The following is a 23,670-nucleotide window of genomic DNA, read 5'->3' on the forward strand; positions in this document are numbered from 1 at the left end:
TCCTGTTCACATTGCGCTGAGGTTGACATCGACACCTGGGCCGTCAGTGATCCAGCGCTCCCGCTCGAATCGCGGCTTGATTGATCCGGGTGAGAATCTTGTGGAGATCTTCGAGTTCGGCCAAGCTGACGCCGAGCTTGTCGATGACGGCCGGCGGAATCTTCTCGGCCTCGGCACGTAGTGCAACACCGGCATCGGTCAACTCGACGTTCAGTTGCCGCTCGTCGGCGCGGCTGCGGGTCCTCGTGACCAGTCCGGAAGCCTCGAGGCGTTTGAGGAGCGGCGAGAGGGTTGGGGAATCGAGTTGCAAGGCTGTGCCAATCTCCTTGACAGCCATCGGCGACTTTCCCCAAAGGGCGAGCATCACCAGGTATTGCGGATGGGTCAAACCCATCGGCTCGAGCAGTGGACGGTAGACGGAGAGCACGGCTCGGTTCGCGATGGCGAGCGCAAAACACACCTGCCGATCGAGCGCGAGCAAGTCGTTACCCGCAGTTCGCTGGTCACTGTCCAAGGTCATATGATCATCATACCAAAATGGTTAGTGCAATAACTAATATTGCACTAACCATTCTGGCCGTTCACGGGAGGGAACGACGAGGACGCCCAGCTCCGTGCGAGGCCCGAGAAGAAGGGCGTCTCCAACCGGACATGACGACGCGCGTCCGTAGCGCGCAAATCCCGCATCATGGTCCACGATTCGACTTGGATCCGGCGCGTTCGAACGCCAGGATCCATCCGTAGTCACTCAACCCGAAGGAACTCACGGTATTGGCCCGCACGTCCGCGTAATTGCGGGCCGCGCGACCGTGCCCGACAAGCTGTCGGCGCCGTTCGGCGTCCGGCAGCAGATACCACTCGACTGACCGATTGAACGGGTACACACATACGAACCGCCCCGGTTGCTCATCGGCCACGTATGCGGCGACGTGGCTGCGGTTGAATTCGGCGGGTCGGTGGAGCGCGGCCGCGCTCCAGACGGGTGCGCATACCCGCCCGAGGCGGCAATGCCGAAAGCGCGAGTACGCACGCTGCAATTCCTCGATGGACTCGGCATGCGTCCAGACCATGAAATCGGCGTCTGCGCGCAGACCCGAGACTTCGTAGATCCCGCGGACAGTGACACCGAAATCTGCGAACCCATCGAGGCTGCCTGCGCGTCCTCGGCAACGCCGCCCCGCAGATCCGGAAGTGCACCTGGGGTCACCTTGAAGACCGTGAACATCATGTAGCGGACCCGTTGGTTGAGTTCGTTGATGTGAGAGCGCGACACGGCTGATTACTTCTCGACCGGTACACCGACCAGCGAGCCGTATTCGACCCACGAGCCGTCGTAGTTTCGAACTTCAGGGTAGCCGAGCAGTTCGTGGAGCACGAACCAACTGTGCGCCGAACGTTCCCCGATCCTGCAGTAGACGATGATGTCGTCCGCCTCGTCGAGACCCGCATCGGCGTAGAGGGCGCGGAGCTCGTTCTCTCCCAGGAAGGTGCCGTCGTCGGCTGCCGTCTTGGACCACGGGACGTTGACGGCCGTCGGAATATGCCCGGCAACCTGCGGTTGCTCTTGCGGATAATGCGCCGGGGCGAGGATCTTGCCAGAGAATTCGTCGGGAGAGCGGACGTCGACAATGCCTGTCCTTCCGATCTGCTCGATGACCTCGTCGCGGTGCGCGCGAATCCCGGACACCGGTTCGGACGCGACGTAGTCGGTGACCGGTCGGATGACGTCTCCGCTCGAGAGCGGGCGCCCGTCGAGTTCCCACTTCTTGCGTCCGCCGTCGAGCAGTCGCACGTCTCGGTGCCCGTAGAGCTTGAAGTACCAGTAGGCGTAGGCGGCAAACCAGTTGTTGTTTCCGCCGTACAAAATCACCGTATCGTTGTTCGCGATACCTTTGGCCGACAGGAGATTTCCGAACGATCGCTGGTCGATGAAGTCGCGGCGGACCGGATCTTGCAGATCGCGCTTCCAGTCGATGCGGACCGCGCCGTCGATGTGGTTGATGTCGTATTGCGCGGTGTCCTCGTCCACCTCGACCAGTACGACATCAGGGTCCGGCGCGTGGTCGATGACCCAGTCGGCGTCGACCAGAAAAGTGCTTCTACTCATGTTCATCCTTCGCTCGGGTAATAGCTCGTGCATACATAGTTAGCACACGATCTATTCGTGCGCTATATTTTGGCCACACTATTTGGAGGACCATCGATGACGACACCGAGAACCCGCCCTACCGCAGTGAAGCCCCTACGAAAAGAGGGGCAGTGGGCACAGGGCGAACGCGAACCGCTCAACATCAATGAGCAGGTGAAGCAGGACGACGACGGCCTTAATGTCCGCAAGCGGATCGAGGAGGTGTACTGCCACACCGGTGTCGCCGGCATCGACCCGACCGATCGACGCAGTCGCTTTCGCTGGTGGGGCCTCTACACCCAGAGAGCACCCGGCATCGACGGCGGTCGAACAGCCACCCTGACCCCCGAGGAGCTCGAGGACGAGCACTTCATGCTCCGCATCCGAATCGACGGTGGGGCTCTGACAACCGAGCAGCTAAGGGTCGTCGGCGAAGTCTCCAGGCAGTTCGCCCGCGATACAGCGGATCTGACCGACCGTCAGAATATTCAGCTGCACTGGATTCGAGTGGAGGATTTGCCGGAGATCTGGCGTCGACTCGAAGGTGTCGGCCTGACGACCGCAGAATCCGCCGGAGACACTCCCCGTGTCGTACTCGGTTCACCCATGGCCGGGATCTCTGCCGACGAAGTCCTCGACGCTACGCCCGCCTTACATGAGATCACCCGGCGGTTGATCGCCAACCCTGAGTACTCCAACTTGCCTCGCAAGTTCAAGACCGCCATCTCCGGACTACAGGACGTGGTTCACGAGATCAACGATGTCGCGTTCATCGGGGTAGAACACCCGGACTTCGGCCCGGGACTCGACGTCTGGGTCGGCGGTGGGCTCTCGACGAATCCTCGGATCGGCGAGCGCCTGGGCGCCTGGGTGCCGCTCGAGGACGTGCCCGACGTGTGGATCGGCATTGTGTCCCTCTTTCGTGACCACGGGTACCGACGCCTGCGGGCGAAGGCACGGCTCAAGTTCCTGGTGGCGGACTGGGGCGTCGAAAAGTTCCGCAACGTGCTGGAGCAGGAGTACCTCGGACGGCCGATGGCAGATGGGCCCGCGCCGGAACCGCTCGACGAACCACGCGACCACGTCGGTATTCAGCGCCAGAAGAATGGTCTCCACGCGGTAGGAATCGCACCCGTCGTCGGCAGGGTCGGCGGAACCATGCTCATCGACCTCGCGGGTGCCGCCGAGGCCGCCGGGTCGCGTCGAGTCCGCATCACCCCGATGCAGAAACTGGTGATCCTCGATGTGCCTGACGAACACATCGGTTCACTGCAATCCGACCTCGAAACCCTAGGATTCCCGTCGCGGCCGACGCCATGGCGACGAAGCACCATGGCATGCACCGGCATCGAATTCTGCAAGTACGGAATCGTCGAGACCAAGGCGCGGGCGGCCACCGTCATCACCGAGGTCGAACAACGCCTGACCGATATCGAGGATCAGCTCGAACACCCGATCACTATGCATTTCAACGGTTGCCCTAATTCCTGCGCACGGATACAAGTCGCAGACATCGGCCTCAAAGGAATGATCGTCGCCGACGCCGACTCGAACCAGGTAGAGGGATTCCAGGTGCATCTCGGGGGCAGCCTCGGCTTGGACACAAGCTTCGGGCGCAAGTTGCGTGGACACAAACTGCCTGCGACCGAGGTCGCCGACTACGTCGAACGCGTGGTTCGCCGCTATGTCGCCGACCGCGTCGAAGCAGAAAAGTTCGCGTCCTGGGTGCAGCGCGCCGCGGAATCTGATCTCACATGATTCGGCATCGCGCCAGCATCCTCGAAATGGACGGTTACATACCCGGGCGCGTCGGGCCGCTCGCTCGCTCGGCAGCGATGCTTGCATCGAACGAATCACCCTTTCCCCCGCTGGAGAGGGTGCAGGCGGCGATCCGCACCAGCATTACGCACACGAACCGCTACCCCGACTTCGCAAGCAATGACCTGACCGGCGCTCTCGCACAACGATGGCATCTCCCGGCCGATCACGTCGTCGTCGACAGCGGCTCGAGCACACTGCTTCGTAACATCGTCATCGCCTGCGCCGGCCCCGGAACAGATGTTCTCTACCCGTGGCCGTCCTTCTCGAGTTACGAACACGCTGCGCAATTAGTGGGCGCGACCCCCATTCGAGTCGAGCTCACTTCCGAGTACCGACTCGACCTGGACCGCATCGCCGCCGCAATCACCGACCGCACACGTGTGGTGTTCCTGTGCCTTCCCAACAACCCCACCGGCACGACCGTCGATCAGGCCGCCCTCGAATCCTTCTTGGAGGCTGTGCCCGATGATCTAGTAGTCGTGGTCGACGAATGCTACCGCGAGTTCGTCACCGACCCGAACGCGGCCAGCGGTACCAGACTTCTCGGCCGGTTTCCCAACGTTGTCGTCCTGAAGTCACTGTCGAAGTCGGCAGGATTGGCGGGGCTGCGTATCGGTTATGCACTGTCGTCCCCGGAGGTCTGCGCTCTCCTCAGGGCGGTACAGGTTCCCTTCTCCGTCTCATCTGTCGCCCAGGCTGCTGCCCTCGCGTGTCTCGAACCCGAGGCGATGAGTGCACTCGAATCCCGGATCACCGCAACGGTGTCGGAGCGAAGCCGGATTTCTCGTGCGTTGTCGGCCGAGGGAGTCGAGGTCGTCCCCAGCCAGGCGAATTTCTTGTTCCTCCCCCGGCAACACGGTGCCATGGCGAAGGTCCGACAGCTGGCGGATCGCAGTGTGTTCGTCCGACAGGTCGGACCCGAGGGAATTCGAATCTCAATAGGCAGTCGGCGCGACAACGACCATCTACTCGCGTGCGTTGACGTTCTGAGCAACCGGCAGGTCATGGCCGGCTAATCGACAGACGGCTTTCACTCGCGCAGACAATCGCAGTGGGAGCCCATCTAGTGTCTGACGACACAACGAGATGCCGTCGCTACGGACGCTGTGGACCGACCACTAGGACCGAAAGGTTCGCGGTCGGGCCCATCGCACCGCGTAAGGGCAGCATCGACCTCGTCGATGGCAACGCGGTGCCGTCCCCACGCGCGCGAGCACGCCTCGTATATGCGTGCGCCTCCAGGTCGCTCTCAGTACCGGTATGACGCTCTTCCAGCACAGCACCGGTCGCATGGTTCTGTCACACCCGCGAGAGAGGCCGCCCATCCCACTGGTCCGCTACGCGTGCACCGACGCCGATTCGATCAATCAACGCTTCACTGGCGGGGAGGGTTGACCAACTGGCGCCAGTCGGGCATCCTGGTCATTAATGGAACAGCGTGCCACTGAGAGGCACACATCGAAGGGTTCAGCCTCATGACTGCAGTAGTTGACGACATCGGGTCGTCCGGAACCGAATTCCTCACCGAAGAGCGTCTCGCGATCCAGGCGATGGCGCGGGAGTTCGCCACCAAGGAAGTACTGCCGGTGGCGAACGAGCTCGACCCGGTCAAGGGTGACATTCCGATGGAATTGCGCCGGAAGATGGCGGATCTGGGTTTCTTCGGGGTTCTCATTCCGGAGCAGTACGGCGGATTGGGCCTCGGTGTCTTCGAGTACGCCGTCATTGTCGAGGAACTTGCCCGCGCGTGGATGAGTGTGTCCAGTTTGATCGCTCGTGGACAGCAGTTCACAGCGGGCTTCACCGAGGAGCAGCGCCGAAAGTACCTGCCTCGGATGGCGACTGGAGACTTCCTCAGCGCTTTTGCCCTTTCCGAGCCCGATGCTGGATCCGATGTGGCAGCTCTATCCACTCGGGCGGCCAGGGACGCAGATGGGTGGCGGATCAACGGCCAGAAGATGTGGTGCACGTTCGCCGACGGAGCCGACTACCTCCAGGTTTTTGCTCGTACGGCACCACTCGACCGCGAACATCGGTCCCGCGGAATCAGCTGCTTCATCATGCCGAAACCTCGTGGGGAGCTGCCCGAGGGTGTCACAGGTACGCCGGTACGCAAGATCGGGTACCACGGGTGGCGAACGTGGGAACTTTCATTCGACAACGCCTACGCCGCGGCTGATGCCCTGGTGGGGCCGGAGGGTGAAGGCTTCAAGGTCGCGATGGGAGACCTCGAGACTGCCCGAATCCACACCGCTGCACGAGCGATTGGTGTCGCGCGCGGTGCGCTCGAGGACTCGATTTCCTATGTACAGCAACGCGTTCAATTCGGGCGACCGATCGGGGACAACCAGGCCATCCGATTCAAGATCGCGCACATGGCCACCGAGGTGGAGGCAGCGCGCTCACTGATGTATCGCATATGCGCGGCGGTCGACGCTGGCAAGTCCAGCACGGTGGAGGCGTCCATGGTCAAGTACTTCGCGACGGAGATGGCCGAGCGGGTAACCAGCGAGGCACTTCAGATCCATGGAGGTGCCGGATACACCACCGACTTCGCCGTCGAACGGCACTGGCGGGACGCGAAACTCACCAAAATCTTCGAGGGCACCTCAGAAATCCAGCTGAAGATCATCTCGGATTCGATCCTCGGAAGGCAAGCACGATGAGATTTCCGCCCGAGGGACCACTGAACGATGTGGTGGTGGTCGACCTGACCACAATGCTCGCCGGGCCATTCGCCACCATGGTCTTGGCGGACCTGGGTGCCGACGTGATCAAGGTCGAACCACCTCATGGTGACTTCATCCGAGAACAGGGACCGTTCGCACCGGACGACGAATTACACGCATTCGGCGGCTATTTTCAGAGCGTCAATCGCAACAAACGTGGGGTAGTTCTCGACCTCACCACTGAAGCGGGCCGCACCTCGTTGCTCGAACTCGTCGCACACGCTGACGTCGTAGTCGAGAACTTTCGCCACGGGGTGATGGACCGGCTCGGACTATCCTACGAGCGCCTCCGAGAGGCCAATCCCCACCTCGTGTACGCGGCGATCCGCGGATTCGGTGACGAACGCACCGGTAGCAGCCCGATGCGGGACTGGCCCGCCTACGACATCACCGTCCAAGCCCTCAGCGGCCTCATGGAGATCACTGGCGAACCCGACCGCCCCCCGATCAAGACGGGTCCCGGGCTCGGGGACACCGTGCCCGCACTGTTCGCGGTTATCGGCGTGCTGTCGGCCGTGCACCGTGCACGCCGCGACGGGGTCGGTAGTTTCGTCGACGTGTCGATGTACGACGCCATGCTGGCAATGTGCGAACGCACCGTGTACCAGCACTCCTACACGGGTGATGTGCCGACGCGGCAAGGAAACAGCCACCCCCTACTCTGCCCTTTCGATGTGGTCCCGGCCGCTGACGGGTGGGTCAGTATTGCTGCGCCGGGCAATAATCACTGGCAGCAACTCTGCGTGGTGATCGGTCGCCCCGAGTTGGCAACGGACAAGCGCACACTGGACAACGTCAGTCGGCTCGCCAATCGTGACTTCACGATGTCTGCGGTCACCGAATGGACCACCACGCGGACAAAGAATCAGATCATGGAAGCACTCGGCGGCAAGGTGCCTGTCGCACCAGTCAATACCGTCGAGGACATCTACACCGATCCACATGTACACGCCCGTAACATGTTGGTCGAGGTCGATCATCCCGGCGTACCCCGTCCGTTGACGATCGCCAACACCCCGATCAAATTCGCGGATGCGCCCCCGACCCAACTTCGGCGAGCGCCGCTGCTGGGCGAACATACCGATGAAGTGTTGGCCCAGTTCGAGAACACCACAGCTGTATACCAACTCGAAGAAACAAGATAGGGAGATCCCATGTCGAAATCGCAACGCCCGCGGCGGTCCTGCCTCGCGGTGCCAGGCTCGAGCCCCAAGATGATCGAGAAGGCGAAGGGCCTCGACGCCGATCAAGTCTTCCTCGACCTCGAGGACGCCTGCGCACCACTCGCGAAGCCCGGCGCGCGCAAGACCATCGTCGCCGCACTCAACGAAGGCGGCTGGGGATCGAAGATCCGCGTAGTGCGAGTCAACGACCTCACCACCCATTGGACCTACCGGGACGTGGTCGAGGTCGTCGAAGGAGCGGGTGAGAACCTCGACTGCATCATGCTTCCCAAGGTGCAGTCCGCAGCCCAGATCGCTTGGCTGGACCTGACTTTGACCCAGATCGAAAAGACCATGGGGTTCGAGGTCGGGCGTATCGGCATCGAAGCGCAGATCGAGGACGCCGCCGGACTGATCAACGTCGACGAGATCGCGGCCGCCTCTGCGCGCACCGAAACGATCATCTTCGGACCGGCAGACTTCATGGCAAGCATCAACATGAAGTCACTGGTCATCGGTGAGCAGCCCCCAGGCTACGAAATCGGGGACGCGTTTCACTACCCGCTGATGCGAATCTTGATGGCAGCTAGGGCAAACGGACTACAGGCGATCGACGGTCCCTATGTGCAAATCCGAAACGTCGACGGCTTCCGTCAGGTAGCCGGCCGTGCCGCCGCCCTCGGCTACGACGGAAAGTGGGTGCTGCACCCTGGCCAGATCGAGGCGGCGAACCACACCTTCAGTCCCGCACAGGCCGATTACGACCATGCCGAAAACATCCTCGCCGCCTACGAGTGGTTCACCTCCGATCGAGGTGGCCGCAAGGGCGCCGTCATGCTGGGTGACGAGATGATCGACGAAGCATCCCGCAAAATGGCGCTTGTCATCGCAGGTCAGGGCCGCGCCGCGGGCATGGAACGCCTCGACATATGGCAGGCCGAACCCGAAACCGCGAAGACCGGAGTCTGAACCGTGACAACCACCGAGAAAGAACAGAACATGCAGTTCGGCCGTTACCTGGAGGACTTCGAGGTGGGCGCCATCTACAAGCACTGGCCAGGCAAGACCGTCACCGAATACGACGATCACTTGTTCTGCCTGCTCACGATGAACCACCACCCCTTGCACATCAACACTCACTTCGCCAGCGAAACAACAGATTTCGGTCGCAACGTGGTGGTAGGCAACTACATCTACTCGCTCCTGCTCGGCATGTCGGTACAGGATGTGTCCGGCAAAGCGATCGCTAATCTCGAGATCGAATCATTGCGGCACGTCAAACCTACGTTCCATGGTGACACTATCTACGGTGAAACCGAGGTCCTGGAAGTCACCGCCTCGAAGTCCAAGGAGGACCGAGGCGTCGTGTATGTCGAGACCCGCGGCTACAAGCAGGACGGGCAAGTCGTGTGTATTTTCAGACGCAAAGTTCTCGTACCCAAGCGAAGCTACGCTGACACGCACGGCGGCGACCAACCCGCTCGACCTCTGCCACAAGCGTAGTCGCCGGCGCGGGCCGATCGAGGGTACTTGGTTCGTCCGCCGATCCGAAGCGGGCTGGGTGTTCACCCGATGAGGCCAGCACCCAGCCCGCCTGATAGAGATTCAGCCACCGCAACGGATCTCACGATCCGACGGAGCTTGACAGAGATCGCTGAAAGTTCGACGCTACGGCGAAATGCTGCGCAGATCCCGGCACAACCGCGGCGTGACCGGCCACGCGGTGCACCACCCCGGAAAAGGAAGCACTATGCGAGAACGTTACGAAGCGTTCGTCGGCGGACATGACGAGCGCAGCAAGGGTGGGCAATACTTTCCCACCCACGACCCCGCCACGGGTGACGTCATCGCCGAGGTTGCCCTCGGTGAGGCGGAAGACATCGAGGCAGCTGTTGCCGTAGCGCAGAGCGCCTTCGCCCCATGGCGTGATACCCCGGCCGCTACTCGCGGCCGAATCCTCCTCGAAATCGCTCGCACACTGCGTGTACACGCGGACGAGCTCGCGCGAATCGAAACGCTGGACACTGGTCAGACGCTCTCGCAGTCGAAGCTGGATGTCGAGACTGCCGCACGATACTTCGAGTATTACGGCGGAGCCGCAGACAAGGTCCACGGCGAGACGATCCCACTCGGGCCCGAGTATCTCTCGTACACCCGCAATGAACCGTTCGGCGTGATTGGTGTCGTCACCCCGTGGAACGCGCCGATCAATCAGGCCGCGCGGGCAATCGCGCCGGCGCTCGCAATGGGCAATGTGGTGGTTCTCAAACCCGCCGAGGACACACCACTATCGGCCCTCGAGATGGGCCGCTTCGCCGTGGAAGCGGGATTACCCGCGGGTATCCTCAATGTCGTCCCCGGATTCGGTGCCGACGCGGGAGCTGCGCTGACAGGCCACCCCCTGGTTCGCAAGGTTGTCTTCACCGGCTCAGTCGAGACTGGCCGGTCCATCATGCGAGCTGCCGCCCAACGGTTGATTCCACTCACTCTCGAGTTGGGTGGCAAGTCGCCTAACATCGTCTTCGGCGATGCCGATCTCGACGCGGCGGCGGCAGGCGCGTGGACCGCTTTCACCACCAAAGCTGGACAGGTCTGTTCTGCCGGCAGCCGGTTGCTGGTGCATTCGTCAGTGCACGACGAGCTGGTCGATCGGCTCGTCCACCAGGCGAAGGAGACGGTCATCGGACCCGGCATCGAGGACCCGGACATCGGATCATTGGCGACCCGAGGCCAGTTCGACAAGGTCCGCTCATATCTCGAACTAGGGCCCCGTGAAGGTGCGCGTGTCGTCGCCGGTGGGAAAGTCGCCGACAGCGGGCGACTCGGCCGCGGATTGTTCATCGAGCCGACCATCTTCGTCGACGTCGACAACACCATGCGCATTGCCCGCGAGGAGATCTTCGGCCCAGTGTTGACCGTGCTCCGATTCGATTCCGACCAGGAGGCGGTCGGGATCGCCAACGACAGCGATTACGGACTTGTCGCGGGGGTTTGGACTCGAGACCACGGCCGCGCTCACCGAGTCGCCGGCGCGATCGAGGCGGGCCAAGTCTTCATCAACCAGTACTTTGCCGGTGGTGTTGAAACCCCGTTCGGCGGTTACAAGTTGAGCGGGTTTGGCCGAGAGAAGGGTTTCGAGGCACTCAAGCACTACTGCCAACTGAAGACGATCACCGCCCGCCTGTGATGGCGTGCGGCAACACCTCAGAGAAGGAACCCGCATCCTGCTCTTCGAGGCATCCGCTCCAGCGTTTGGTGCCCTCATCGGTCGGCTTCGGGGAGGCGTCGCCCAGCACCTGCGGCAGCGTCGGCCCTGCATTCGCTGGCACATGCCACCGATTGGCTGCGTGCTGATTGGACGAGACAGGCACGGAAGGCGATCATCCCGGTGGCCGCGCTGTCGACTCTCGACCTTCCGGCCGCCGCGCTGGTGCTCGTCGTGGCACTCCTGATGGCGGGGACGGAAGCTTTCCTCATCCGCCATTACGGCCTGGCGATGGCGCTCATCGCGCCGCTCGCCCTGGTAGTCGGGAGTCTCGGGACTCAGGTGGACCTCGTCGTAGTCACCCGGGACCGACTCGCCGAAACCGTTCTCGGTGTCGCGGTCGCGCTCGTCGTGCTGTGGACCGTGCTTCCGCGTTCGTATCGGCGAATTCTGTGCGATGCGGACGACCAAGTCGCCGGCACGATCCTCGCGAATCGCCGATACCGTGACACCGGCGCCGGCACCGGCGCCGAACTCTGCCACGATCTGGAGTTCGACCTGCACGCTTCCACCACCGCCGCGATCACCGCAGCCCACGCCGACCCGGCATGGGCTGAGGTCCGCTGCCGCAGCAGTCGTGACGGTAGGTGCAGGGTCGTCACCCGGTCTGCAACCCGATCTTCGCCTTTCACACCGCGAATCCCTGGTCTTCAATCCACCGTTGCGGCGTGAACCACGGCTTGTTCAGACGGTACTGCTCGTCGAGTGCGGTCAAAATTACCGCCGCCTCCTCATCTTCGTAATGCCGGTACAGCTGAAGGTTGATTTCCGCTCCAGCTTTCACAGCATCGAAGGAAATGCCGTGGCGGAACAGGACCGTGCGCTCCTCCCGCACCCGGATATTGTCCGTGGAAACTTCGGCGTCACCGTCCGCGGTTTCCAGAGAGACCACCATCCGCGGAACCGTCGACAACACGGTGAGTAGCAGGTCGCCGTCGCGGCAATTCTTGGCACCGATCCACCGCCTTGTGCCGTCCATATCGGCGTCGACCAGTCGATCGAGCGCTCTCCACCACGGCCGGCCCTCAACGATATACACACGCTGACCAGGTGCCAGCGCGGGAATCGGGCGGACCGATCGGTCATGCGGCCGCCTCGGTGCGGCATCTTCCGAAAAGTGGTTCATACTCGGATGTTGCTCCTGAGCCGCAACGTTTTCGGGGTTTTCGGTCCCGGTTCCTACTTCGGAAAGGTAACGATTGCGGCAGCCGGCAACAGGCCCAGTAGGTCGCTCGCTCCGCCTACCAACTCAGCTGATGAACCATCGCGCCTAATGACAATCGAGCCACCATCCGGCCTAGACCTGAAACGATGTCGGAATGATCGATGTGAAACGCGTCCTCGTCCTCGGCTCGGGATTCGCCGGTCTGTGGGCAGCGCTGGGCGCGGCACGGCGGCTCGACGAACTCGGCGCGGCAGGCACCGTCGATGTCACGTTGATCAGCAAGCGGCCGTTCCACGACATCCGGGTCCGCAACTACGAGGCAGACCTGAGCGCTTGCCGCATCCCGCTCAGCGACCTGCTCGACCCGGTCGACGTCGGGCACATCACCGCCGAGGTGACGGCGATCGACACCACGGCGCGCACCGTCACCGTCTCGGGCGACGGGGAACAGGGCACCCGAAGGTACGACCGCTTGGTCATGGCGCTGGGCAGCCGGGTAGCGAAACCCGATATCCCCGGTTTGCGAGAATTCGGCTTCGACGTGGACACCTACGACGGCGCAATGAAGCTGCAGCGTCACCTGACCACGCTTCCCGACGGCCGTGCGGACGTGGGCGCGGCGACCGCGGTGGTGGTCGGCGCCGGCCTTACAGGCATCGAAACGGCGTCCGAGTTGCCCGGGATGCTGGCAAAGGTGTACGCAGGGCGCAATGTCGCACCGCGCGTGCTGCTGATCGACCACAACCCACATGTCGGGTCCGACATGGGGGCATCGGCGCGACCGGTGATCGAAGCCGCCCTGTCCGACAACGGCGTCGAGACGATGACGGGTGTCGGCGTCGCAGCTGTCGATGAGCACGGCGTGAAGCTCACCTCTGGCGAGGTGCTGGCCGCGGGCACCGTCGTCTGGTGTGCGGGCATGCGGGCGAACCCGCTGACCGCACAGCTCGCTGCCGACCACGACCGGTTCGGTCGCCTGCCGGTCGACGACTATCTGCGGGTGATCGGCTCGCCCGGAGTATTCGCCGCAGGTGACGTCGCCGCGGCGAGGGTGGACGACCACCACCTGTCGGTAATGTCGTGCCAGCATGGGCGCCCGATGGGCCGCTACGCGGGCTACAACGTCATAAGCGATCTGCTCGCAGCGCCGATGCTCCCGCTCCGCATTCCCTGGTACGCCACGGTTCTCGACCTGGGACCGGCTGGTGCGGTGTACACCGAGGGGTGGGATCGCCAGGTGGTGTCGCGCGGCGCTCGAGCAAAAGCCACCAAGATCACCATCAACACCCGACGCATCTATCCCCCGTTGAACCGAGACCGCGGCGCGCTGCTGGCGGCCGCCGCGCCGGCGCTGCAGGCACGACCCGACCCCGGACAATGACTCCAGCTCGAATGCACGTAGAAGTGAGTCTCGATCGCACCGACCGCGCATCGGCAAGGACGTGGACACCCGGGCTGGATCGCATCTCGACCTCGAGGAAGCGAAAGAGACCACGTGCTGCCCCCGATGTCGGCCACAACCCATTGCCTCCGACGGATTGGGGGAGCAGTGTGAAACACGGGGAATGACCGGCGACGCCGCGTCGGCGCCGCCCTCAGGAGAAAGGTGCCGATCATGTTCGCACGCTCAACCACAATTCAAGCGCATCCGTCGTACATCGATGCCGGGATCAAGCACATACGCGACACCGTGATGCCCACGCTGGCGGACATCGAGGGCTGCCTCGGAATGTCCCTGCTGGTCGATCGCGATTCGGGCCGGTGCATCGCGACCAGCTCGTGGCGCGACGAGGAATCGCTTCGCGCAAGCGAGGGACCGGTGCAGAATCTGCGTGACGCGGCCGCCGAGGTGTTCCACGGCACGACGGAGGTGTCGCGGTGGGACATCGCTGTCATGCATCGCGACCACCATTCAACTCGTGGGGCCTGCTGCCGGGTCACGTGGGTCAAGACCGAGCCGGCCCACATGGACCGCGGCGTCGACGTGTGGAAGATGGCCGCCCTGCCCGCGATGGAGGAGCTCGACGGCTTCTGCAGCGCCAGCCTGATGCTCGACCACGCCGCGGGTCGCGGGGTGTCGTCACTGACGTTCGACAGCACCGAGGCAATGGAACGCAACAGAGAACGCATCGACAGCATCCGGGACGAATCAGTCCGTAGCGCGAACGTCGAGGTGCTCGATACCTGCGAGTTCGAGCTCGCCATCGCGCACCTGCACGTCCCCGAGATGGCGTGAACTGTCCAGTTGTCGCTTCCCGCGCGCGACTCGCCCCTCGCCTTCGACACTGCGGGCACCCCTACTCATCGCTGTGCGGTGAATGTGGTTCCCGTAGAGGATGTTCTGCCGGATCGTTCGTACCCTGCGCAACGGTCTCGAGCCGCCGCAAATCTGCAGGGTGAATATCGGGATCGGTCCGCATGGTGTCCATCAGCATGCGGATCTGCCTGTGCACGTATCTGGTCGAAAGCGTGCTCTATGGACTCCTTGTGCGAGAGCACCCACGGACGGAGGAGAACCCGGTGTTGCGGTCCGGCGACCGACAACGCCGGTACGTCCGCAGTCAGTAGCGACCGCAGAATGCTACCGAGGCGCAGGACGACTTCGGTCGAGGTCGTCGGATCGTTGATCGCCGAGCTCAGTCCCTTGGTCCTCTCTTTCACGGTCCGGGTCTGCGGTAGCGAGTTGAACCACCACACAGCACCGGTCCGGTCGCGGGTTCAGTTCCGCGTGGGACGTGGGCTGGGTACTTCCGGCGATCACGCCTTCGACCAGGCGTAAGTTCAGCCCGCACACGACGTCCAGGTGGTCGCGGGCGACGAGGTGGAAGGGACAGTTGCGCAAATTGATGCGGCCGTCGTCGTCGACTTGGGGTAAGTAGCCGCAGCCGCGAAGAGCGGTCAGTAGATCTCCGCCCGCGGCGACGGCAGCGGCCTTGCCGGCGTCGACGGCGGCCTCGTTCACCGCCGCCCGCACCGCTCCCCTGGTGTCCTGTTCCACCGAGGAGACGAGCAACCGGGCGAGCATCTCGTAGTCCCGTGGCGGCACGCTGAGAGACAGTTCCGTCGTGGCCCGGGTGTAGAGCTTTGCCGGACGTCCGCCGCCGGGCCCGCCGCGCCCGGGTGGCCGCTGGTAGCTGACCGTCAACAGGCCGGCGGCGGCAAGCTTGTCGAGGTGATAGGCCGCGAGGGTCCGTCCGATCTCGACGGCGGCGGCCGCCTGCTCCCGCGAGACAGGCGCGTCGCCTTCGGTCACGTACTCGAACAGCCTGCGCCGCAGCGGGTCGTCCAGGTTACTCAGCGCCGCCAGCACCGCGGGGTCAGCGGATCCCGGGGTGGACATGCCCCACTGTAACACCAAAGAGTATTGACAAAAGCGTTGACTGCGGCGATTCTAAAAACAGATCTTATTCTTTTTACAGAAGGGGTCATGATGACCACTCCAACGCCCCAATCGCCGACCACCACCCACGCCGACGGGGACGCCCTGCAACGCGCCCGCAGCGATCCCGCCTACGGGGTGTTCCTGCTACTGCGGATCGGGTTCACCGTGCTCCCGATCGCCATGGGCATCGACAAGTTCACCAACGTGCTCACCAACTGGGAGCACTATCTGGCGCCGTGGATCGTCGACATCATTCCTTTCACCGCCCATCAGGGCATGCTGGTGGTAGGGGTGATCGAAATTGCCGCGGGCATTGCCGTGGCGGTCAAACCACGCTATGCGGCCTACGTCGTCGCCGCATGGCTCGCCGGCATCATCGTCAACCTGCTGAGCTACCCCGGCTTCTACGATGTCGCCTTGCGTGACTTCGGGCTGCTTCTCGCCGCCCTCACCCTCGGCCGGTTGGCATCCGTGTACGACCCGGCCTGGCACCGGCGGACCGCACCTGCCCCGACTCTGACTGCGGCTCAGCGACACTGACGTGGGTTCGTCGATTTTCAGACGCACGAACTTCACACTTCCATCCGTCGAGGCCCACCCCGGTGGGCCTCCCACCACGCCTTCTGACGAAAAGGAACGATGATGCCTTCAACCGCGAACCTCCACGTTCTCCCTCATGCACCAGGTAGGGATTTGGTTGCGGCCGAAGAGGCGGCAGCGGGGTTTCTGGAAGCACTCGGGATCACTTGGACTCGGAAAGCATGCGCGAGACGCCCCGGCGCATGGCCCACGGTTACGCCGAATTGTTCACTCCCCGCGCCTTCGATCTGACCACGTTCCCGAACGACGAGGACTACGACGAACTCGTTCTGGTCCGCAACGTCCCACTGCGATCGGTGTGCGAACATCATCTGCTGCCGTTCGTCGGCACCGTCCACATCGGGTACCTGCCCGGCGAACGCATCATCGGACTATCCAAACTCGCCCGCATCGCCGAGCATTTCGCTTGCCGTCCCCAGGTTCAGGAACGGCTCACCAAGCAGATTGCCGACTGGGTGGCCGAACACCTGCATGCGCGAGGCGCCGGGGTGGTCATCGAGGCCGAGCACAGTTGTATGACCCTGCGGGGGTGCATTCGGTGGGATCGGCCACCGTCACATCGGCTCTGTTGGGCGTGCTCCGCGACGATCCGCGCTCGCGTCAGGAATTCTTCGCGCTTGCCGGCGTCAACGGATGACCCCGAAAGGGCTACTCACGGTCCCAGACCACCTCGCCGTCGGATCGGACACGGGCACCCGCCGCGGGCAGATGAGGTGTTCGTCGGCCGTCGTGCATGAGGTGCTCGACTTCGACCTCATGGCCGAGGACGGCGACGTCGGCGACGAGACGGCGGTGGCAACGCCACCACACACTCTCACTGCACATCATCGCCGTTCGCTGCCGACTCGCCTGCTCCACCAAATCGGCAAGGGCGTCGGCGAACCCGGTGGTGCGGGTATGCGCGGCGTACGCGGCGAACTGCTCGACCTGCCACCAGGGGTCTTCACGCGCAACGCCGGGCGTCAGGCGTAGGCGCCCGCCCAGCCGCGGTTCGTGTCGATAGTCGATTCCTGCGTCCGGTAACCATCGCGTCATCGCCCCACTACTGACATCGGGGTTGTGACGACTGCCGGGAAATCGGCGGATGTCAACTACCGCTTCGATGCCGGACGTCTGTAGCAGCGTCACCATATCCTCCCGGCCGAGCCTGCCGTGCCCCACCGAGATCAGCATCGACTACCTCCTTCGTTCGGGACCGGCCACCGTCACCCGCTGAGTGTCCGCTGGGTGCGCGCGCCAGCAGCTCCCGGCCGCGGAGGCGGGATGGGTGCAGGGTGTCAGCCGGCCCGCTTCTCGGCGGCGTCGGCGATGTCGTCGAGATCGCGCCGGATCGCCTTAGTGGTGGCCTTCAGCGCGAAGGAGCCGAAAACTTTCATCATGAATCTCGGAAAGGCGCCGAGGCCAGCAGCTTCCGCCGAGAAATGAAAGGTCAGGGTCGTGCCGTCGCCAGCAGGCGACAAGGTGAAGACGGTCGTATAGTCCGCACCGTGGGACGACGCCTTCACCACGGTGCGCTTCTCGGGGTCGATCTCTGCTACCCACATCTCCTCGGTCGACGACTTACCGAACAGCACCCGAGTCTCACGCCACCGCGTACCGACTTCGTATTTCGTCGAGTCCAGTCTTTCGAGCTTCTCCACACCGCTCAGCACCGACTCCGCGTTATCCAGGTCGGTGAGGACCGCCCAGACCGCGCCGACGGGCGCATCGATTGTTCGACTCAACCGAATTTCCGAAGCTGACATGATTCTTCCGTTCTTCGAGCCCGCGCGCGGCGGGCGGGCGTGTGATCGGCAAACTTCTCAGCAACGGTAGGCGATCAGTGGCTCGGGACACATTCATGGGCGTCGACGAGCTGCTGGGTGAATCGCAGCGCGGTGTACTGACTGCCCTTGTCGCTGTGTACGGAAGCAGGAGAGGCGGGTTATTCGGGGGTCTCGGGCCCCGCACTGTTGTTCCCGGACCCCCGGCGCCAGTGGTTGAATCGGTCCTTGATGTCGGTGGCCACCTCCCCCACACCATTGCCGACCACGGTGGCCGCACCCCCGAGCCCGGAGCCGATCTCCCGCAGCATCCGGATCAACGGATCGTTCGACGCATCGAAGTTCTGCTTATACGTGCGTGCCGCACTGCGGAACTCGTCGCCGATCCGGGTGTCGTCCTCGCCGCGCCGCGGGTACTCCCCGCGGAGCACCGCCGCATACCCGCCGTCGTCGACCCACTTCTTCAGCTCCGCCGCCCGCAACACCGAGAACGGGTGCGCAAGCAGCTCGATGTTCAACAGCTTCAGAACCCCGTCCCGCAGATCGCCGGAGGCGTCGTACTCGGCCGCCTGGGCGAGGAAGGCGTCGGTATCGATCTCGCTCACCCGCGATCCGCCGGCCAGCTTCATCTGCACCCGCAACGCGGTATGCACGTCCTGACCGCACAACAAGCCGGCTCGATCACCCGAGAGTTCGGATTTGCGTTGCCATTCCATCAACCCTGCGATGATCGCCCGCAGTGCCCACCCACCGACCGGAAGCCAGCCGATCGTCCCGGCCAGCCGCATCAGATGCAGCAAAATCGTGCGGTACACCGCGTGCCCGGACAGGGCATGGCCGAGTTCGTGGCCGATGACGAACCGTTGCTCCTCGTAGTTCAGCACATCCAACAATCCGGTGGTGACCACGATGAATGGTTTGTCCATACCGATGGTGAAGGACTGCACCACCGGGGTCTGCAACACGAACAACTCCGGGGTCTCCTCGGCGCCGAGGATGCGGATACAGTCCGCGCGTAGGTCATTCAGGTCACTGAACTGACGTCCATCCACCCGCACCGACGTCGCCAGATACATCAGCCGATGCTGGCGCTCCTGCAACAATCCTGACAGCGTCCGCAACACGGTGTCGAACCCCTTCAACGTGCGAAGGGTGACCAAAGCTGCGCGGTCAGCAGGGTGTTCCCACGCCCGCGAGCTGATCCCCGGAAACTCCATCCGGGTGCGATCCGGTGCTGCGCTCAACGTATTCTCCTCACCTCGGCCCTGTCCCAGGGCCGAATCTGTGTTTGGCGTCCATCGTGGTTCACGCCTCCGGGGCGTGTTTGCACCTGTGCACCTGGCCCCTGCTCGTGCCGGGGCACAGGGGTCACGGGGCGACGATGCAACCGGGCCCGATCGGTGTTCCCGGATTGACTGTCACTGTTTCGATCGGTCCACCGGCGGACGTCTGATACGCCATCAGTGAATGTTCACCGGGTTCCGTCGGGGTCCACAGGGTGAACGCATGACCGAGTGCGACGGGCGAGTTGTAATAGGGATCGACGGTGTCCCAGATCAATTCTTGCGGGAACATCGTGGAAGCACCGGTGTAGTCGACGATTGACACGCCCGCCTCTGCCGGAGCGGCAGTCCTGGCCACCACGAGATACGTACAGCCGGCCCCGTACGGCGTTGTCGGGCCGCCGCCGAGTCCGGGAACGATTGTGACGTCAATGACCTCTGCCGCAGCCGATGGTGCCGACCAGATGGCCGCAACGGCGCACACGGCCGCGGCCAGCGGTGTGGACCGGGCAGTCCGCGAACGTCTCATACCAGCAGGTCGGTTTGGAGAGCACAACCGTTACAAACACAAACGCCAGACCGAAGTCGACCCGTGCAGTCGGATCATGTTCTGACGGAGCCGCGGGCGGGAATGTCAGGAACACGGTGGATCTGTTCCGCGCACCGACCGCCGATCCTGTGCAACTCGATCGCGGTCACACGGTGGGGTCGTCACCACCTGCTTCACGCCGTCGCTTCTCCTGCTCTTTGGCGATGCGGCGTTGTTCCTCGGCCCGTTCGCGGCACCGGCGCAGGAACTCCTCGTCCGATTCGGACTGCTGGGCGACGTGCCGGCCGGGCCGGTCGTACTCCGGGAACCCCGACGCCGCCGGCTGCCGCGGCCCAGCCCAACTGCCGCCGTGCGGGCGGCCCACGAGTAGCCACAGCACCGATCCGATCAACGGGAGCAGGATCACGATGATCAACCACAACGTCTTCGGCAGATGCCGAACCCGGTACTCCTCGGCGCAGATCACGTCGATCAGACAACCCACCCACACAATCAGCACGATCAACCCTAGATACGGCATACCCACCCCCTGTGTCACTTCCGGCCGGTACCGGCCCCTCTATTCATCACCGCATCGAGTGCCTGCGTTACGACATCCGTCGTGTCGCTCCCCAGCCGGTGCGCCGAGGGGTGAGGAGGCATCGGTTTCGATCTCGCTGGCCCTCACGCCACCGGAACGGCTTGCTCGTGTGGTCTCGGCACCTCCCGGTTCCGGCGTGCTGTCAGGGCGTGGGCACGGAGGTGAGAGTTGTCGATAGTGCAGCGAGGGCGCCGACACCGGTCGGCTCCGACTGGAGTAGTGGCACCACCACATACCTGCTGTGTGTCCTGGTGATCGTGTCGATCTCGCCGAGCTCGGTGGCCGCTCGTTGTCGCAGGAGCTCGGACGATGGCGCGGCCGCGGCGAGAGAACTGTTGATTACCCACGCCCACGGCTGGATACCAGCACGCTGCAGATCCGCGTGCAGTCCCTCCGCCTCTAGGCGGGGCGTGGTTTCAGCCAGGGTAACCAGCAGAACTCTCGTCTGGTCGGGGTCCTGCAGCCGCATTAACGGGGTGGTGAAATTCGCCGTGTCACCCATCTGGCGGGCGATCTCCCGGTGATACGACCCGGTGGCGTCGAGCAGCAGCAGGGTGTGTCCGGTGGGGGCGGTGTCGACGACGACGAACTTGCGCCGCGATTCGTGAATGACGCGGGAGAACGCTTGGAACACCGCGACCTCCTCGGTGCACGGCGAGAGCAGGTCCTCGGTCAGGGTAGCGCGACCCTGTTCGTCGAGGGCCGCGCCCTTGGTGGCCAGCACCCGGTCCCGGTACTGCGCGGTGGCCTCGGCGGGGTCGATGCGTGATACCTCGAGGCCTTCGAGAAGTCCGTCGAGGGTTTCGGTGAGATGAGCGGCCGGATCCGTGGTGGTCAGGTGCACCTGATGGCCGCGCTGGGCGAGGGCGACGGCGATCGCGGCTGCGATGGTGGTCTTGCCGACGCCGCCCTTACCCATGCACATGATCAGCCCGTGATCGGATACGGAAAGTTCGTCGATCAGGGCGGACAGCGGAGCATCGGGCAACGGAGTTGCTCCTGCCGCGGCCTGCGGGGCCGCGGCAGGGTCCGGGGTGAACAGGCGCTCGAGTGCGCTGATGCCGACCATATTGGTGGCTTTGAGCTCGACCTCGTCAATCGGCAGGCCGCGCAACTCGCGAGGAAGATCATCGAGGGCGCCCTGCTCGCGCCGATAAATCGCGGCGGCGAGCTCGTCCCCATCCGCGGGACTAGGAAGTAGCCCGTTGACGACGACGTGCTGGTGCGTGAGACCGATGGCAGCGAGTTCGGTGTGAGTGCGGGCGATCTCAGCGAGCGCCGCACGCTGGGCGCGGGTGACGAGAACCAGGCGGGTGCGCTGCCGGTCGGCGAGAGCGGCAACCGCCTCGGAGTAAACGGCGCGCTGCCTTTCGAGCCCGGACATCGGGCCGAGGCAGGACGCATCACCTTTGCCGTCGTTGAGAAAGTCGGTCCACGATCCGGGCAGCTGCAGCAGCCGGATGGTGTGTCCGGTAGGGGCGGTATCGAAGAGCACGTGGTCGAACCCGGCGACGGTGTCGTTGTCGGTGAGCAGGGCGGTGAACTCGTTGAACGAGGCGATCTCGGTGGTGCACGACCCGGACAGCTGCTCGGTGATCGCGGCCAGTTCCTTCTCCGGCAGCAGCCCGCGCACCGGTCCGATGATCCGTTCGCGGTAGGCGTCGGCGGCTTGTTCGGGGTCGATCTCGAGCGCGGAGAGCCCCGGCACGGTGACAACGTCGGTGATGGTGTTGCCGATGGTGAGCCCGAAGACCTGTCCGACGTTCGAGGCCGGGTCGGTGCTGACGAGCAGCACCCTGTGGCCGGCGCGGGCGAGGTGAATCGCTGCGGCACAGGCGATCGAGGTCTTCCCGACCCCGCCCTTACCGGTGAAGAACAGGAAGCGGGGCGGGGTGTCGAGAAACTTCATAACAGGGGAAAACCTTTCAGCAGCAGCTGGTGCTGTTGTTGTCATCTGTGGCGCAGCAGGATCCGGTGTCGGTGGTGTCCGTGAGCCCGAGCACCGCGATCCCCGCCGGTGCGACCACATCCGGGGCGTCGGTGATGATTCCGGCCCACTTGGCGAGCTGGGTGCGGTCCGGGTAGCGACCGGTGATCGCGGTGACGCCGTCGACAAGGACCAGCGGCAGGCCCTCGGATCCGGAGACCTGCAGGAACTGCTTGACTGGTTCCCGCTCGGCGAAGGCGAGCGGTTCGCTGGCCAGGTTGAACCGGGCGATGTCACCGCCCTTGGAGTGGACCCAGTCCATGTCGGCGGAGAAGGTGACCAATGCCTGGTCGACGTCGTCGCCGCAGACGCCGGTGTTGCAACACAGGGCGGGTTCGAAAACTTCGATGGTGCTCATGGGGATAATGCTCCTCGGCCGATTTCAGGCAGGATGGGTGATGGTGCTGTGGAGCTGGTCGACACGGGCGGCGATGTCGTCACGGACCAGCCGCATCCGCGCGATCCCGTCGATGCCGTGCTCGGACGGCTCAACGGTGTCCCAGTTCTCGAACCTGGTCCCGTCCACGGGGTCGACGTGCGCCTCGCGGCCGAGGGTGACCACCACATCGACGTCGCGGACCAGCTGCGGGTCGACGAGAGTCGGGGTCTCGCCGGTGATGTCGACACCGACCTCGAGCATCGACTCCGCCGAGAGGGCGTTCACGGCGGTGCCGGGCTTGGTTCCGGCGGAGTACACGTCGACGGAATCGCCGGCGGCCTTACGCATCAGCCCGGCGGCCATCTGCGACTTGCCGCCGTTCTTCACGCACACGAACAACACGGAGGGTTTGTTCATCAGTCGTCCCCGCCTCTCACGCGGTGACGGGAACGAGTTCGGCGATCAGTGCCTCGACCCGGCCCTTGATCTCGTCGCGGATCGGGCGAACCGCGTCGACGCCCTTGCCTGCCGGATCCTCGAGCGCCCAGTCCCGGTAGCTGACCCCGGGAAAGACAGGGCAGGCGTCTCCGCACCCCATGGTGATCACCACGTCGGAGGCCTGGACGGTGTCCGGGGTAAGGATCTTCGGGGACTGATCGGAGATGTCGATACCGATCTCGGCCATGGCCTCCACTGCGGCGGAGTTGATGCTCTCGGCGGGGGCGGATCCGGCCGAGCGGACCTCGATCTGATCACCGGCGAGGTGGTGCAGGAACCCTGCGGCCATCTGGGAGCGGCCGGCATTGTGGACGCAGACGAACAACACACTCGGGGTCGTGGACATAAGGAAATCCTTTCAGAGGAAGAAGTTTGGG

The 23,670-nt window shown here is 63.8% G+C and carries 25 protein-coding genes and 2 pseudogenes; 12 read left to right on the forward strand and 15 right to left on the reverse strand.

From position 1 onward, the window contains the following. Positions 1–43 precede the first annotated feature (43 nt). The 3 genes and pseudogenes from NOF53_RS20620 to NOF53_RS20630 all read right to left on the reverse strand — a co-directional run bounded on the left by NOF53_RS20620 (position 44) and on the right by NOF53_RS20630 (position 2,107). Positions 44–520, reverse strand: coding sequence for a MarR family winged helix-turn-helix transcriptional regulator (locus NOF53_RS20620; RefSeq protein ID WP_255972173.1), 477 nt, complete (start codon positions 518–520; stop codon positions 44–46). A gap of 44 nt (positions 521–564) precedes the next feature. Further along, positions 565–1,273: pseudogene (gene hemQ, locus NOF53_RS20625) on the reverse strand (hydrogen peroxide-dependent heme synthase). A 6-nt stretch (positions 1,274–1,279) separates the two neighbouring features. After that, complete coding sequence (locus NOF53_RS20630) at positions 1,280–2,107, reverse strand: sulfurtransferase (protein WP_255972175.1); 828 nt, start codon at positions 2,105–2,107, stop codon at positions 1,280–1,282. A gap of 96 nt (positions 2,108–2,203) precedes the next feature. Between NOF53_RS20630 and NOF53_RS20635 the strand changes: the two genes are divergently transcribed. The 8 genes from NOF53_RS20635 to NOF53_RS20670 all read left to right on the forward strand — a co-directional run bounded on the left by NOF53_RS20635 (position 2,204) and on the right by NOF53_RS20670 (position 11,778). Continuing rightward, a complete protein-coding gene (locus NOF53_RS20635; protein WP_255972177.1) occupies positions 2,204–3,886 on the forward strand; it encodes a nitrite/sulfite reductase in 1,683 nt (560 codons plus the stop codon). Then, a complete protein-coding gene (gene hisC / locus NOF53_RS20640) occupies positions 3,883–4,965 on the forward strand; it encodes a histidinol-phosphate transaminase (RefSeq protein WP_255972179.1) in 1,083 nt (360 codons plus the stop codon). Before NOF53_RS20635 ends, hisC begins: the two co-directional genes overlap by 4 nt. 459 nt (positions 4,966–5,424) lie before the next feature. Next, a complete protein-coding gene (locus NOF53_RS20645; protein WP_255972181.1) occupies positions 5,425–6,615 on the forward strand; it encodes an acyl-CoA dehydrogenase family protein in 1,191 nt (396 codons plus the stop codon). Further along, complete coding sequence (locus NOF53_RS20650; protein ID WP_255972183.1) at positions 6,612–7,823, forward strand: CaiB/BaiF CoA transferase family protein; 1,212 nt, start codon at positions 6,612–6,614, stop codon at positions 7,821–7,823. Before NOF53_RS20645 ends, NOF53_RS20650 begins: the two co-directional genes overlap by 4 nt. A 9-nt stretch (positions 7,824–7,832) precedes the next feature. After that, positions 7,833–8,810: an HpcH/HpaI aldolase/citrate lyase family protein gene (locus tag NOF53_RS20655; protein ID WP_255972185.1), complete on the forward strand. Its 978-nt coding sequence runs from the start codon at positions 7,833–7,835 to the stop codon at positions 8,808–8,810. Between the two features lie 3 nt (positions 8,811–8,813). Further along, a complete protein-coding gene (locus NOF53_RS20660; RefSeq protein WP_255972187.1) occupies positions 8,814–9,344 on the forward strand; it encodes a MaoC family dehydratase in 531 nt (176 codons plus the stop codon). A gap of 247 nt (positions 9,345–9,591) precedes the next feature. Next, positions 9,592–11,028 (forward strand): aldehyde dehydrogenase family protein, encoded by a 1,437-nt coding sequence (locus NOF53_RS20665; RefSeq protein ID WP_255972189.1) that lies wholly within the window; start codon positions 9,592–9,594, stop codon positions 11,026–11,028. Positions 11,029–11,229: 201 nt separating this feature from the next. After that, positions 11,230–11,778, forward strand: coding sequence for an FUSC family protein (locus NOF53_RS20670; protein ID WP_255972191.1), 549 nt, complete (start codon positions 11,230–11,232; stop codon positions 11,776–11,778). On the opposite strand, the gene NOF53_RS20675 is transcribed toward NOF53_RS20670, so the two are convergent. After that, positions 11,735–12,145: a hypothetical protein gene (locus NOF53_RS20675; RefSeq protein WP_255972194.1), complete on the reverse strand. Its 411-nt coding sequence runs from the start codon at positions 12,143–12,145 to the stop codon at positions 11,735–11,737. The two genes, NOF53_RS20670 and NOF53_RS20675, sit on opposite strands and share 44 nt — an antisense overlap. A gap of 289 nt (positions 12,146–12,434) precedes the next feature. Between NOF53_RS20675 and NOF53_RS20680 the strand changes: the two genes are divergently transcribed. After that, a complete protein-coding gene (locus tag NOF53_RS20680) occupies positions 12,435–13,652 on the forward strand; it encodes an NAD(P)/FAD-dependent oxidoreductase (RefSeq protein ID WP_255972243.1) in 1,218 nt (405 codons plus the stop codon). Positions 13,653–13,877: 225 nt separating this feature from the next. After that, the gene (locus NOF53_RS20685; RefSeq protein ID WP_255972197.1) at positions 13,878–14,507 is read left to right on the forward strand and encodes a putative quinol monooxygenase; all 630 of its coding nucleotides are present in this window, start codon (positions 13,878–13,880) and stop codon (positions 14,505–14,507) included. Positions 14,508–14,572: 65 nt separating this feature from the next. Here the strand turns inward: NOF53_RS20685 and NOF53_RS20690 are convergent, their stop codons facing one another. Together NOF53_RS20690 and NOF53_RS20695 are read right to left on the reverse strand one after the other, a co-directional pair. Beyond that, positions 14,573–14,968 (reverse strand): DUF2254 family protein, encoded by a 396-nt coding sequence (locus NOF53_RS20690; RefSeq protein ID WP_308213852.1) that lies wholly within the window; start codon positions 14,966–14,968, stop codon positions 14,573–14,575. Beyond that, entirely contained in the window at positions 14,853–15,611 is a 759-nt protein-coding gene (locus NOF53_RS20695; RefSeq protein WP_255972202.1) for a helix-turn-helix transcriptional regulator, read from the reverse strand. Before NOF53_RS20695 ends, NOF53_RS20690 begins: the two co-directional genes overlap by 116 nt. Before the next feature lie 90 nt (positions 15,612–15,701). Here NOF53_RS20695 and NOF53_RS20700 point away from each other — a divergent pair, with 90 nt between their 5' ends. After that, on the forward strand, positions 15,702–16,193 hold the full coding sequence (locus tag NOF53_RS20700; RefSeq protein WP_255972204.1) for a DoxX family protein: 492 nt from the start codon (positions 15,702–15,704) through the stop codon (positions 16,191–16,193). 102 nt (positions 16,194–16,295) lie between these two features. Beyond that, positions 16,296–16,890, forward strand: a pseudogene (folE, locus tag NOF53_RS20705) (GTP cyclohydrolase I FolE). Between the two features lie 11 nt (positions 16,891–16,901). On the opposite strand, the gene NOF53_RS20710 reads toward folE, so the two are convergent. The 9 genes from NOF53_RS20710 to NOF53_RS20750 form a co-directional block, all read right to left on the reverse strand. Beyond that, positions 16,902–17,426 carry a DUF488 domain-containing protein gene (locus tag NOF53_RS20710; protein ID WP_255972206.1) on the reverse strand — a complete coding sequence of 175 codons (525 nt, stop codon included), beginning with the start codon at positions 17,424–17,426 and terminating at the stop codon, positions 16,902–16,904. A gap of 104 nt (positions 17,427–17,530) precedes the next feature. Continuing rightward, the gene (locus tag NOF53_RS20715) at positions 17,531–17,998 is read right to left on the reverse strand and encodes an SRPBCC family protein (RefSeq protein ID WP_255972209.1); all 468 of its coding nucleotides are present in this window, start codon (positions 17,996–17,998) and stop codon (positions 17,531–17,533) included. Between the two features lie 179 nt (positions 17,999–18,177). Further along, on the reverse strand, positions 18,178–19,260 hold the full coding sequence (locus NOF53_RS20720; RefSeq protein ID WP_255972211.1) for a M48 family metallopeptidase: 1,083 nt from the start codon (positions 19,258–19,260) through the stop codon (positions 18,178–18,180). A gap of 124 nt (positions 19,261–19,384) precedes the next feature. After that, on the reverse strand, positions 19,385–19,828 hold the full coding sequence (locus NOF53_RS20725) for a hypothetical protein (protein ID WP_255972214.1): 444 nt from the start codon (positions 19,826–19,828) through the stop codon (positions 19,385–19,387). Positions 19,829–19,994: 166 nt separating this feature from the next. After that, the gene (locus NOF53_RS20730; protein WP_255972244.1) at positions 19,995–20,369 is read right to left on the reverse strand and encodes a PLDc N-terminal domain-containing protein; all 375 of its coding nucleotides are present in this window, start codon (positions 20,367–20,369) and stop codon (positions 19,995–19,997) included. A 202-nt stretch (positions 20,370–20,571) separates the two neighbouring features. Further along, on the reverse strand, positions 20,572–22,338 hold the full coding sequence (arsA, locus tag NOF53_RS20735; RefSeq protein ID WP_255972216.1) for an arsenical pump-driving ATPase: 1,767 nt from the start codon (positions 22,336–22,338) through the stop codon (positions 20,572–20,574). Positions 22,339–22,354: 16 nt separating this feature from the next. Continuing rightward, complete coding sequence (gene arsD / locus NOF53_RS20740) at positions 22,355–22,774, reverse strand: arsenite efflux transporter metallochaperone ArsD (RefSeq protein ID WP_255972218.1); 420 nt, start codon at positions 22,772–22,774, stop codon at positions 22,355–22,357. 24 nt (positions 22,775–22,798) lie between these two features. Continuing rightward, positions 22,799–23,212, reverse strand: a complete 414-nt coding sequence (locus NOF53_RS20745; RefSeq protein ID WP_255972220.1) for an arsenate-mycothiol transferase ArsC — start codon at positions 23,210–23,212, stop codon at positions 22,799–22,801. 16 nt (positions 23,213–23,228) lie between these two features. Beyond that, positions 23,229–23,639, reverse strand: coding sequence for an arsenate reductase ArsC (locus NOF53_RS20750; RefSeq protein WP_255972222.1), 411 nt, complete (start codon positions 23,637–23,639; stop codon positions 23,229–23,231). Positions 23,640–23,670: the final 31 nt, after the last annotated feature.

This window comes from Rhodococcus tibetensis (assembly GCF_024438035.1).
GTDB lineage: Bacteria > Actinomycetota > Actinomycetes > Mycobacteriales > Mycobacteriaceae > Rhodococcus_F > Rhodococcus_F tibetensis.

Excerpts from the sequence above, each read along its gene's own strand:
- NOF53_RS20620 (WP_255972173.1), bottom strand. The coding sequence starts at position 520 with ATGACCTTGGACAGTGACCAGCGAACTGCGGGTAACGACTTGCTCGCG.
- NOF53_RS20630 (WP_255972175.1), bottom strand. The coding sequence starts at position 2,107 with ATGAGTAGAAGCACTTTTCTGGTCGACGCCGACTGGGTCATCGACCAC.
- NOF53_RS20635 (WP_255972177.1), top strand. The coding sequence starts at position 2,204 with ATGACGACACCGAGAACCCGCCCTACCGCAGTGAAGCCCCTACGAAAA.
- hisC (WP_255972179.1), top strand. The coding sequence starts at position 3,883 with ATGATTCGGCATCGCGCCAGCATCCTCGAAATGGACGGTTACATACCC.
- NOF53_RS20645 (WP_255972181.1), top strand. The coding sequence starts at position 5,425 with ATGACTGCAGTAGTTGACGACATCGGGTCGTCCGGAACCGAATTCCTC.
- NOF53_RS20650 (WP_255972183.1), top strand. The coding sequence starts at position 6,612 with ATGAGATTTCCGCCCGAGGGACCACTGAACGATGTGGTGGTGGTCGAC.
- NOF53_RS20655 (WP_255972185.1), top strand. The coding sequence starts at position 7,833 with ATGTCGAAATCGCAACGCCCGCGGCGGTCCTGCCTCGCGGTGCCAGGC.
- NOF53_RS20665 (WP_255972189.1), top strand. The coding sequence starts at position 9,592 with ATGCGAGAACGTTACGAAGCGTTCGTCGGCGGACATGACGAGCGCAGC.
- NOF53_RS20695 (WP_255972202.1), bottom strand. The coding sequence starts at position 15,611 with ATGTCCACCCCGGGATCCGCTGACCCCGCGGTGCTGGCGGCGCTGAGT.
- NOF53_RS20700 (WP_255972204.1), top strand. The coding sequence starts at position 15,702 with ATGACCACTCCAACGCCCCAATCGCCGACCACCACCCACGCCGACGGG.
- NOF53_RS20710 (WP_255972206.1), bottom strand. The coding sequence starts at position 17,426 with ATGCTGATCTCGGTGGGGCACGGCAGGCTCGGCCGGGAGGATATGGTG.
- NOF53_RS20715 (WP_255972209.1), bottom strand. The coding sequence starts at position 17,998 with ATGTCAGCTTCGGAAATTCGGTTGAGTCGAACAATCGATGCGCCCGTC.
- NOF53_RS20725 (WP_255972214.1), bottom strand. The coding sequence starts at position 19,828 with ATGAGACGTTCGCGGACTGCCCGGTCCACACCGCTGGCCGCGGCCGTG.
- NOF53_RS20730 (WP_255972244.1), bottom strand. The coding sequence starts at position 20,369 with ATGCCGTATCTAGGGTTGATCGTGCTGATTGTGTGGGTGGGTTGTCTG.
- arsA (WP_255972216.1), bottom strand. The coding sequence starts at position 22,338 with ATGAAGTTTCTCGACACCCCGCCCCGCTTCCTGTTCTTCACCGGTAAG.
- arsD (WP_255972218.1), bottom strand. The coding sequence starts at position 22,774 with ATGAGCACCATCGAAGTTTTCGAACCCGCCCTGTGTTGCAACACCGGC.
- NOF53_RS20745 (WP_255972220.1), bottom strand. The coding sequence starts at position 23,212 with ATGAACAAACCCTCCGTGTTGTTCGTGTGCGTGAAGAACGGCGGCAAG.
- NOF53_RS20750 (WP_255972222.1), bottom strand. The coding sequence starts at position 23,639 with ATGTCCACGACCCCGAGTGTGTTGTTCGTCTGCGTCCACAATGCCGGC.